The organism is Bacillus sp. JJ1521 (genome assembly GCF_036965165.1).
GTDB lineage: Bacteria > Bacillota > Bacilli > Bacillales > Bacillaceae_L > Ferdinandcohnia.
The window spans coordinates 1-10,024 of the sequence record NZ_JBALOX010000113.1 but is presented as its reverse complement, the minus strand read 5'-3'; the positions used below and the strand labels follow the sequence as shown (position 1 = coordinate 10,024).

General features: G+C 37.0%; 10 protein-coding genes. 9 read left to right on the top strand and 1 reads right to left on the bottom strand.

All coding sequences use genetic code 11. The features are described from left to right. Positions 1-258 precede the first annotated feature (258 nt). The 9 genes from V7147_RS15770 to arsC all read left to right on the top strand — a co-directional run bounded on the left by V7147_RS15770 (position 259) and on the right by arsC (position 9,076). A complete protein-coding gene (locus V7147_RS15770) occupies positions 259-1,020 on the top strand; it encodes an ABC transporter ATP-binding protein (protein ID WP_335368790.1) in 762 nt (253 codons plus the stop codon). 10 nt (positions 1,021-1,030) lie between these two features. After that, positions 1,031-3,367, top strand: a complete 2,337-nt coding sequence (locus tag V7147_RS15765; RefSeq protein ID WP_335368791.1) for an ABC transporter permease — start codon at positions 1,031-1,033, stop codon at positions 3,365-3,367. 175 nt (positions 3,368-3,542) lie between these two features. After that, positions 3,543-4,286: a sulfite exporter TauE/SafE family protein gene (locus V7147_RS15760; protein WP_335368789.1), complete on the top strand. Its 744-nt coding sequence runs from the start codon at positions 3,543-3,545 to the stop codon at positions 4,284-4,286. Positions 4,287-4,595: 309 nt separating this feature from the next. Beyond that, entirely contained in the window at positions 4,596-5,720 is a 1,125-nt protein-coding gene (locus V7147_RS15755) for an NAD(P)-binding domain-containing protein (RefSeq protein ID WP_335368788.1), read from the top strand. A 13-nt stretch (positions 5,721-5,733) separates the two neighbouring features. Next, on the top strand, positions 5,734-6,186 hold the full coding sequence (locus tag V7147_RS15750; RefSeq protein ID WP_335368787.1) for a MarR family winged helix-turn-helix transcriptional regulator: 453 nt from the start codon (positions 5,734-5,736) through the stop codon (positions 6,184-6,186). Between the two features lie 18 nt (positions 6,187-6,204). Continuing rightward, the gene (locus V7147_RS15745) at positions 6,205-6,702 is read left to right on the top strand and encodes an arsinothricin resistance N-acetyltransferase ArsN1 family A (protein WP_335368786.1); all 498 of its coding nucleotides are present in this window, start codon (positions 6,205-6,207) and stop codon (positions 6,700-6,702) included. A gap of 287 nt (positions 6,703-6,989) precedes the next feature. Continuing rightward, positions 6,990-7,286: an ArsR/SmtB family transcription factor gene (locus V7147_RS15740; RefSeq protein WP_335368785.1), complete on the top strand. Its 297-nt coding sequence runs from the start codon at positions 6,990-6,992 to the stop codon at positions 7,284-7,286. 51 nt (positions 7,287-7,337) lie between these two features. After that, a complete protein-coding gene (locus V7147_RS15735; RefSeq protein WP_335368784.1) occupies positions 7,338-8,636 on the top strand; it encodes an arsenic transporter in 1,299 nt (432 codons plus the stop codon). Between the two features lie 20 nt (positions 8,637-8,656). Continuing rightward, on the top strand, positions 8,657-9,076 hold the full coding sequence (arsC, locus tag V7147_RS15730; protein ID WP_335368783.1) for an arsenate reductase (thioredoxin): 420 nt from the start codon (positions 8,657-8,659) through the stop codon (positions 9,074-9,076). Between the two features lie 535 nt (positions 9,077-9,611). Here arsC and V7147_RS15725 read toward each other — a convergent pair. Continuing rightward, the coding region (locus V7147_RS15725) for a (2Fe-2S)-binding protein (RefSeq protein ID WP_335368782.1) at positions 9,612-10,024 on the bottom strand (413 nt) is incomplete at its 5' end.

Genomic DNA, 10,024 nt, shown 5'->3' with positions numbered 1-10,024 from the left:
GACCCAAACCCCGACTGAAATTAAGGAACTCAGACTAAGAACGCAACGTCCTGTGGCAACGTCTTTATGACCAACATCGTGTTGGCCTAAAAATCTGGCGCAAATACGCCAAGGCGCATTTGATAATTAAGAATTAGTTAAGAATTACACAAAGATTTAATAAGAATTCATTTTGTATGATAAGACTGTAATCTTTATTGCGGTCTTTTTCTTTTGGATAAAAATACATAAATTTCATAAAGGGAGATGTAAAGAATCATGGCAAAAACAATAATTAGAACGGAGAAGCTGTGTAAAAGCTTTTCAAGTGGTGGAATTCAGCAGCATGTTTTAAAAAATCTTGATATTAGCTTAGTAGAGGGGGATTTTACAATCATCATGGGTAGTTCGGGATCTGGGAAATCCACTTTGCTTTACGCAATTAGTGGTATGGATAAACCGACATTAGGTGAAATCGATTTTGCAGGGAAGAATTTAGCTACATTAAATAATGATCAATTAGCGATATTTAGAAGGAATAATTGTGGTTTTGTATTTCAACAAATTTATTTACTGGACAATATGAGTGTACTAGATAATGTGCTGGCGTGTGGTCTTTTAGTTCATAAAAATAAACGGGAGCTCGTTAAAAAATCGAAAGAGCTGTTAATTCAAGTTGGGATTAATGAAAACTCATGGTCCAAATTTCCAACTCAGCTTTCTGGAGGGGAGGCTCAGCGGGTTGGGATTGTGAGAGCGATTATTAACTCTCCAAAGGTATTATTTGCAGATGAACCAACGGGTGCATTGAACTCCGCATCCAGTGATCGTGTTTTAGATGTGTTCACAAATATAAATCGTAATGGACAAAGTATTGTTTTGGTAACCCACGATATTAAAACTGCGCTGCGTGGTAATCGAATCATCTATTTGAGAGATGGTGTCATTTGCGGTGACTTGCAGTTAGGCGCATACACAGAGAATGAGGATTTCGAGAGACATGAAAAGCTCAAACACTTCCTTGCAGAAATGGGGTGGTAACGTGAAAATTATGAATTTGGCCAAGGCAAATATTCGAAAAAGCAAATCTGCAACAGCTTCTTTATTTATTTTTATTTTGGTTGCTGCATTACTACTTAATATTGGCTTAATGGTTATTACCCAAATAAATCCATTTTTTGATAACAAAGTTGAACAATTACATGATCCCCATGTAACGATTATGATGGATCAGGGTAGTTATCATTCCTCTTATAATGAATTTATCAAGAATTATTCTGGGGTAACAGAGACAGAGACTGAAGAAATTGTCATGTTGGACCTTGCTACATTTAATTTTGGAAGTAGTGAATTAAATAGCAGTATAGCTATTTTTAATACAGAGAACAATCGTTGGATTGGTCCACTAAAGTTGATTGAAAAGCGAGATACTCCGAGTACCAATGATATTTATCTACCGTACAGTTTTAAAACAAACGGGAACTATGAATTAGGTGATAACTTTACGATTCGCTATCAAGATACAGATTATGATTATCAGATTGCTGGATTCTTTGAAACAACGATAATGGGTACAACTAACATTGGGATTATGAAATTTATGCTGCCTGAGGCATCCTATCAAAGACTAGCAGATGAAGTCAGGGATCAATCAAAAGGGAAGATCATATCGGCAGTAATGGAAGACAAAACTCAATCTTCTAAGCTGCTAAATGATTTCACGAAGGAATTTCCCCAATCAACAATAGGCGAAACGACTTCATATATTTGGGGATTAGATATTGAATTGGTGAAGAGCGTGAGCACATTGACCATCAACATCGTGGCGACAATATTAGTAGCTTTTTCAGCCATTATCGTGCTAGTTTCATTAATTGTGATTAAGTTCCGTGTTTCTAATAGCATTGAAGATGGGATGACAAATATTGGTGCACTTAAAGCGATTGGCTATACAAGCGGGCAAATACTTTCATCCATTATTCTACAGTTCATCTTAATTGCTCTTAGTGCAAGTACAGTAGGGATTGCATTATCATATGGTCTAATGCCTTTCATTGGGGGTATTATTTCATCTTTATCTGGTTTGGTATGGGGTCAAAGCCTTGATATTTTCATTAATTTAGTCAGTATTTTCCTTGTTGTGTTAAGTGTTGTAATCGTTACATTACTATCAGCTTTCCGCGTTCGAAAAATTTTACCGGTTGCTGCGCTTCGAGGGGGGATTCAAACCCACAGTTTTAGAAAAAATCACTTCCCTTTGGAGAAATCGAAAGGTGGTCTTCACTTCTTACTTGCGATTAAATCGATGTTGGCAAACGCAAAGCAAAATATGATGATTCTTATCATCATGATTGCATTAACTTTTGCTTCTGTCTTTTCAATGGTGCTTTATTACAACATCGCAACAGATAAAACAGCATTTGTTAACTTATTTGGTTCAGAACCGGGGAATGTACTTGTTTCGGTTAAGCCAGAAACAAATACAAGTGGGCTTTTAAGAGATATTGAACAAATGGACCAAGTTAGAAAAGTGAATATATTCGACTTAATTACAACAAAAATTGATGGTCAAACCGTCTATACAAATGTTACGGACCGTTATAGCGAGTTAGAAAATAATATTGTCTATGAAGGTCGTCAGCCAAAATATGAAAATGAAATATCAATTTCTTGGGTGGTAGCAAATCAAATTAATAAAGGAATCGGTGATACGGTTGAAGTAGAATATGGACCGGAATCTAAAAGTTACTTGGTAACTGGACTCAGTCAATCAATTGGTAATTTAGGCCAGGTTGCCGCCGTAACAATGGATGGAATTCAGCAATTATATTCAGATTATAAAGGTACGTCCCTATATGTATATCTAGATGGTATATCGAACAAAGACTTTATCAAAAATGTTCAAGAACAGTACGGGGATCAAATCATTGGAACGTTAGACATCGATGAAAATATAGAGAGCCAAACGGGTATGTATACGGCAGCGGTGTTTGCTGTTATGCTGATGGTATTAATTATTACTGTTTTAGTCGTCGTGATGATTTTGTATTTGGTTATCAAAACGATGATTATTAAGCGTAAGAAAGAGTTTGGTGTAATGAAAGCAATCGGATATTCAACGATTCAACTTATGAATCAAATATCGATCAGTTTTCTGCCTGTGACTATTACAGGTGTTGCAATTGGCGGAGTGCTAGGGCTTTATTTCACGAATCCGATGATTTCCTTATTACTATCAGGTGCAGGGGTTAAGCGTTTGGATTTTATCGTGAATGTACCAATGCTTCTAATGCTTTGTGCAGGCATTCTTATTTTAGCTTACATTGTCACAATGTTCGTATCGCTAAGGATCAAGAAAGTTTCTGCATATGATTTAATTACAGAATAGATTACAGGAGCCTGCCCCAGTATTAAAGCGTTAGCTTAATAGGGGCCAGGTTCCTTTTATTCCATGCTATCCTCCTTATTTAGTTACAAAATCTACCTGCTAATGTTATAGTTTTATAATAAGATTAGTTGTTATTTTTGGGAATTTGGCTGTGCTTTTTATGGGGGTAATCTAGATGGCTATTACACTTACAATGCTTTTATTAGGAATATTAGTAGGGTTTGTTGGGGCTGGGGGATCCGGCTTCATTATTGCGCTATTGACGGTTGTGTTTGGAGTGCCTATACATATGGCGCTTGGAACTTCGCTTGCAGCAATGGTATTTACGACTATGTCAGGAGCATACAGCCACCATCGCCAAGGCAATATAGATGTAAAAGCAGGATTAGCAGTAGGGGGATTTGGTGCAGTCGCTGCCTATTTGGGCTCCGGGATTGCAGTGTGGATTCCGGTTGGATTGTTACATTGGTTGACCGCTGGCATGTTGTTCTTATCTGCTGTAATGCTCGTGGTTCGTTTGTTTATTGTCAATAAAATAGGAGGAAATCCTACATTGTCAATTAGAGGTGGACTTTATGCTCGTGCAGCTTTTGTAGGAATCGTCTGTGGTGTTTTGTCAGGGTCGTTTGGAATTGGCTCGGCTCCATTTATCCAAATTGGGTTATTGACTATATTAGGGTTATCCGTTCAAAAGTCTGTTGGAACCACGATGTTAGTCATTCTGCCAATCGCCTTAGCCGGTGGAATCGGGTATTATTTTGAGGGATACCTTGATGTTCTACTACTGCTCCAAGTATTGGCGGGAACAATGGTCGGTTCATATATTGGGGCAAAATTTACGAATTATGTTCCACTTCCGGTTTTGAAAAGTGCAATGGTGCTTACACCGGTATTAGCGGCGGTTATCTTGCTGTTTTAATAGTATTTAAATAAATCTTATAATGACCGCATTCGCGGTCAAATTCTTTTTTTACGGTGTTTTATTTACGGAAAGAGGCATATGGTCGTTTCTGGGTTTATACTTTCAGTGGCATGTTGAACTAAGGATGTCAGGCACTGTGACAAATCGTCATTATGTCTGGCATTTTTTTATGTAAATTCGATGAAATTTACTTGTAATTAACAAGTAATAATGGTATAAAATAGATATGTTTTTAAATTTGAGTTGGGACTATGGTTTTTAAAAACTTGATTAATACAATCATTCAAGGGGATGTTTATATGTTGGATGTTATTATTGTTGGATCTGGACCTTTTGGAATTTCGTTGGCATCACATGCAGTTTCAAGCCATCTCAAGTAAATTGCTTGGTTATCCGATGGATTTTTGGAAAAATCAAATGCCACAAGACATGTTTATCCGCACACCCCATGAGTTCGTTAGTTTTTCTGATTCAAAGGATGAGCTGACTATACAGCAATTCTCAAAAGAGACTGGAATAGCATTATTTACTCCTCTCCCAAGACCAATCTTTATCGAATATGCTAACTGGTTTGCAAAGAAATCTGGGATTGAATTTACAAATGAAAAAGTTACAAAGGTTTCTTATAATGATGGTTATTATGATGTAATATCTGAATCTGGTGATCATTATGTCTCAAAAAATGTAGTCATTGCAACTGGAATTGAACACTATAAATATCTTCCAGATTTTTTAAAGGGTATGCCATCAAATTTAGTTTCACATACTTCAGGATATACAAAGTTCTCACATTTCAAAGGTAAGAAAGTAGTTGTATTGGGAAGTGGTCAGAGTGCTTGGGAAGCAGCAGGTTTATTGCACCGTGATGGAGCAGAAGTAGAGTTAATTTATCGTAAGCTAACACCTAATTATGCGGGTAGCAGGGAAAATGAAATTGCCTTAAGAGATGTAGGTAATGTATTTTATAACTTGCCAAATGAAGAAAAGGAAGCAGGATGGGGGCAGTCTCCGGGAAGTATAGCCCATTTCTTAAAGCCATACGTAGAGGGAATTGTTCCACAAAGCCCTGGGGTAGAGATAAAAAAGGTAGAAATGGTTAACGAAGAGGAAATGCAGATCACTTTATCAAATGGTGAGGTAAGACTAGTTAATCATATTGTCGCGGCAACAGGCTTCCGTATTGATATTGATAAAGTACCTTTTTTGGATAAAAGTTTATTAGGCTCGATTGATAGAGAAGAAGGGTACTCTCATTTCCCTAATTTAAACGAGTCATTTGAATCAAGTTTACCTGGGTTATACTTTGCTGGACCGCTATCATCACATAGCCACGGACCAACTTTTCGATTTATCTTAGGACTAAGAAAGACAGCGTTTTCTATAATTCCTTCGATCGTTCAGGAGAAGGAAAATAGTTTAATAAAAAATTAAGGGGGATCAATTCATGAGAAATTCATTTCAAACCATTACACGTAGCTTTGGGTTATTAAATAAAACCTGTTGCTCTGTAGATGGGATCGATGTATCGGCAGTACAAAGTCACATACTCTATGAGATAGACGTAAATGCTAATCCAACTATGCAACAGGTTGCTGATTTGCTTGGGGTTGAAATTGCAACGTTTAGTAGGCAAATTCAAACCCTAATAAAGATGGAACTTGTCGTTAAACAACCTTCTACGCAAGACAAAAGAGTTAGTGTTTTATCCTTAACTGAAAAAGGTAAAATGGTGGCGGGAGGAATTGATAAGCAAGTGAATGAATTCTTGAATGATATCTTCAATGAAATGACAGACTTTGAACGAGAAACTACACAAAGGGCAATTCATTTTCTCGCAGGAGTAATGACCAAATCACCTTTATGTTGCGGAATTAAAACCGAAAAGAGTAGTTGTTAGAATAGGAGAATTATCTAAATGAATGATATCAATATTCGAGTAGCGGCTATTAATGACATTGAAGATATTCTCGCTATCTATAATGAAGGGATAATTGATCGAATTGCAACCTTAGAGACAAAAATTAAAGATAAAGCATATATGATTGAATGGTTCCATATGCATACTAAACGTTATAAAGTCATAGTGGCGGATATCGAAGGGGAGATCGTTGGATGGGCAAGTTTAAATCAATATAATAGCCGTACAGCATATGATGGGGTTGCCGATTTATCTATTTATATTCAAAGAAATTTTCGTGGAAAAGGTGTGGGAGGAATGTTACTTTCCTACATTGAAGGACTTGCTAGGCTGAATGAATTCCATAAAATTGTCTTGTTTACCTTCCCTTTTAATGGATTGGGTCAAGGCTTATATAAAAAAAGTGGATTTCGCGAAGTGGGAGTATTTATTAATCAAGGAATGCTAGATGGTCAATATGTTGATGTAATGGCAATGGAGAAATTGTTAGTTTAGGATGCTATTAAAAATGAAAGAATTTCAAAAAGGTAATCTTCCAGTTGCAATAATTGTTCTAGGTTATGTTAGGCTTAGATCAACTGCTCAACTTGTTAAAAATGGCTTGTTGTAGATGGAAAATCCAGACCATTCTGTAAAGTATCAGATTGGTCTTTTTGCTTTAGTGTAAAAGGTGCATATAAGAAAAACATAATAAACAGTTGCGATTATTATTTGAGTCGTCTATATTATATAAGTGAAATTTTATATAAAAGAATACTTATATATAGGAGGAGAAAACTAATTTGGAGAACCTTGAATTCATGGCTAAACGGCTAAAAGCTGTAAGTGACCCGAACCGTTTGAAGCTGTTATCATGTCTTAAAAAGGGGGAAGTATGTGTGTGTGATTTAGTAGATGTATTACATATTTCTCAACCTGCGGTTAGTCAACAATTGAAGAAGTTGAAGGATGCAGGAATTGTTGTCGAAAGACGTTCTGGCACCTGGAAGCATTATCGTTTAAATGATGAGCTGCCTTTATATATTCAGTCTATTATAGACCAGTTAAAAGAAATCCCATTTATTAAATGTAATTGCTAATTCATGTGAAATTGCTACACACACCTCATGTTAGCAATAGGAGGTTATATATTGACATCAGTAATTTTAGCTTCAGTCATTTTCTTGATTACCCTCGTATTAGTCATTTGGCAACCTAAAGGTTTATCGATCGGCTGGTCTGCCTGTGGCGGGGCTGTTATAGCCCTAATTGTTGGAGTAGTAAATTTTACCGATGTAATAGATGTTACATCTATTGTTTGGAACGCAACCTTAGCGTTTATTGCAATCATTATGATTTCATTAATCTTAGATGAAATTGGATTTTTCGAATGGTCAGCTTTACATATGGCAAGGGCAGCAAAAGGTAGTGGAGTTCGGATGTTTGTTTATGTGTCTATACTAGGTGCATTAGTATCTGCATTTTTTGCAAACGATGGGGCTGCTTTAATTTTAACACCTATTGTATTGGCAATGGTTCGGAACCTTCATTTCAATGAGAAAATGGTATTTCCATTTATTATGGCGAGTGGGTTTATTGCAGATACCACATCTTTACCACTTGTCGTAAGTAACCTAGTTAACATTGTTTCGGCGGACTTTTTTGGGATTGGATTTGTGGAGTTTGCATCAAGAATGATAGTTCCAAACTTCTTTTCTTTAGTAGCCAGCATTTTGGTTTTATACTTATTTTTCCGTAAGAGTATACCGGGGAATTATGATATGGCTCAATTGAAGAAGCCGGTAGAAGCGATTCGGGATATGAAGATGTTCAAATTATCTTGGGTTGTTTTAGGGATCTTACTACTCGGATACTTTGCAAGTGAATTTACAGGTATTCCAGTTTCAATCATTGCTAGTATTGTGGCAATCTTCTTCCTCAACATGGCTAGAAGAAGTCCTGCAGTGAATACCCGTACTGTCATAAAAGGTGCACCCTGGAATATCGTGTTTTTCTCAATTGGTATGTATGTAGTTGTGTATGGACTCCGAAATGTTGGTCTCACTGATTTACTAGCCGATTTTATCCAGGTGACGGCAGATCAAGGTTTATTTACTGCAACGATTGGAATGGGGTTCATTGCGGCCATTTTATCTTCAATAATGAATAACATGCCAACTGTGATGATTGATGCGCTCGCAATCGCAGATACCAACACAACAGGTGTGATTAGAGAAGCTCTTATTTATGCTAACGTCATTGGTTCAGACCTAGGACCCAAAATCACGCCTATTGGTTCTCTTGCTACACTATTATGGTTGCATGTACTTTCACAAAAAGGCGTCAAAATTTCATGGGGTACTTATTTCAAAACAGGTATCATACTCACCATTCCAACATTGTTCATCACATTAATTGGTTTATATATCTGGTTACTAATTATTCATTAAACAATAAGGAGAAATACATTATGTCTAAAAAAACAATCTACTTTTTATGTACAGGTAATTCATGCAGAAGCCAAATGGCAGAAGGTTGGGGAAAAAAGTATTTAGGTGATGAGTGGAACGTATTAAGTGCGGGTATTGAAGCACATGGTTTAAACCCGAACGCAGTAAAGGCAATGAAAGAGGTTCGAATTGATATTTCAAATCAAACTTCAGACATCATTGATCCTGAAATTTTAAACAATGCTGATTTTGTAGTGACTTTATGTGGAGACGCTGCAGATAAGTGTCCAATGACACCGGCGCATGTCAAACGTGATCATTGGGGCTTTGATGACCCGGCAAAAGCTAAAGGTACCGAAGAAGAGAAATGGGCTGTGTTTGAGCGGGTTCGTGAGCAAATAGGAGAGAGAATTAAGCGTTTTGCTGAAACAGGTGAATAAAATAGAGAGTAGGTAAAAGACAAAAAATCTGCATGGAACTTTTAATAAAAGATACAAGAATTGACGTATGAATTGGCATACGTCTTTTTCTTTGAGGTTCCACTCCTACGGTTGAGGGATCAAGTTAAGCACCCTAGCTGATAAATAGACGGAAAAATTCCGGTTAATTGGTAATTTTAATTAAAAAATGATGAAATAGACGGAGTTATTCCGCCTATCGACTCGAAAAGTTTGAAAATGGGAGTTTTTGTTTTGCATAACCGGAAAAACTTCCCTTATTATCCCCAAAACGAGCTCCATTCTGCATATAACCGGAAAATCTCCGCTTATTTTTCTTTTGCTACCCAGTCGAGTATCTCTTTCCTCCCTTTATTGGTTCACCATCCCCCAATTTTACCCAGTTAAGTACCTCTTACTTATCTTTTCCGATTCAGCATCCCGTAGTTTTACCCAGTTTCATGCCCCTTACCTACTTTTAACGTTTCAGCATCCTCTAATCTTATACATTTTCACCATTAACTTATCTCCCTTCCAATTAATGGTGGGTCATGGGACCTGTCCCCGTGTCCCGCAGTACTGTTTTAACGGCATCCTTTATTTCTTGGTAACCCGTACATCTGCAGAGATTGGATGCCATCCATTCATCTATGACCGCGTCGTCTGCATGTGGATGTTTTGAAGCTAATGCATGACAATTTAAAATAAAGCCTGGTGTGCAATACCCGCATTGGATTGCCCATTTTTCAACAAATGTCTGCTTAATAGGCGATTTCTCTAATCCTTCGATTGTTGTTATCGGCTGATTTAAGGCTTCCATCGTTAGACAAAGACAGGAATGCATTGGTTCCCCGTTAACTAGAACCGTACATGCCCCACAATCCCCATTTTCACATCCGTTTTTCGTGCCGCTTAATCCTAATTGTTCCCTTATTGTATGTAGTAATGTGT

What these genes read in the sequence shown, in the direction of transcription:
- V7147_RS15770 (WP_335368790.1), top strand. Translation starts at nt 259, where the DNA reads ATGGCAAAAACAATAATTAGAACGGAGAAGCTGTGTAAAAGCTTTTCA.
- V7147_RS15765 (WP_335368791.1), top strand. Translation starts at nt 1,031, where the DNA reads ATGAATTTGGCCAAGGCAAATATTCGAAAAAGCAAATCTGCAACAGCT.
- V7147_RS15760 (WP_335368789.1), top strand. Translation starts at nt 3,543, where the DNA reads ATGGCTATTACACTTACAATGCTTTTATTAGGAATATTAGTAGGGTTT.
- V7147_RS15755 (WP_335368788.1), top strand. Translation starts at nt 4,596, where the DNA reads ATGTTATTATTGTTGGATCTGGACCTTTTGGAATTTCGTTGGCATCAC.
- V7147_RS15750 (WP_335368787.1), top strand. Translation starts at nt 5,734, where the DNA reads ATGAGAAATTCATTTCAAACCATTACACGTAGCTTTGGGTTATTAAAT.
- V7147_RS15745 (WP_335368786.1), top strand. Translation starts at nt 6,205, where the DNA reads ATGAATGATATCAATATTCGAGTAGCGGCTATTAATGACATTGAAGAT.
- arsC (WP_335368783.1), top strand. Translation starts at nt 8,657, where the DNA reads ATGTCTAAAAAAACAATCTACTTTTTATGTACAGGTAATTCATGCAGA.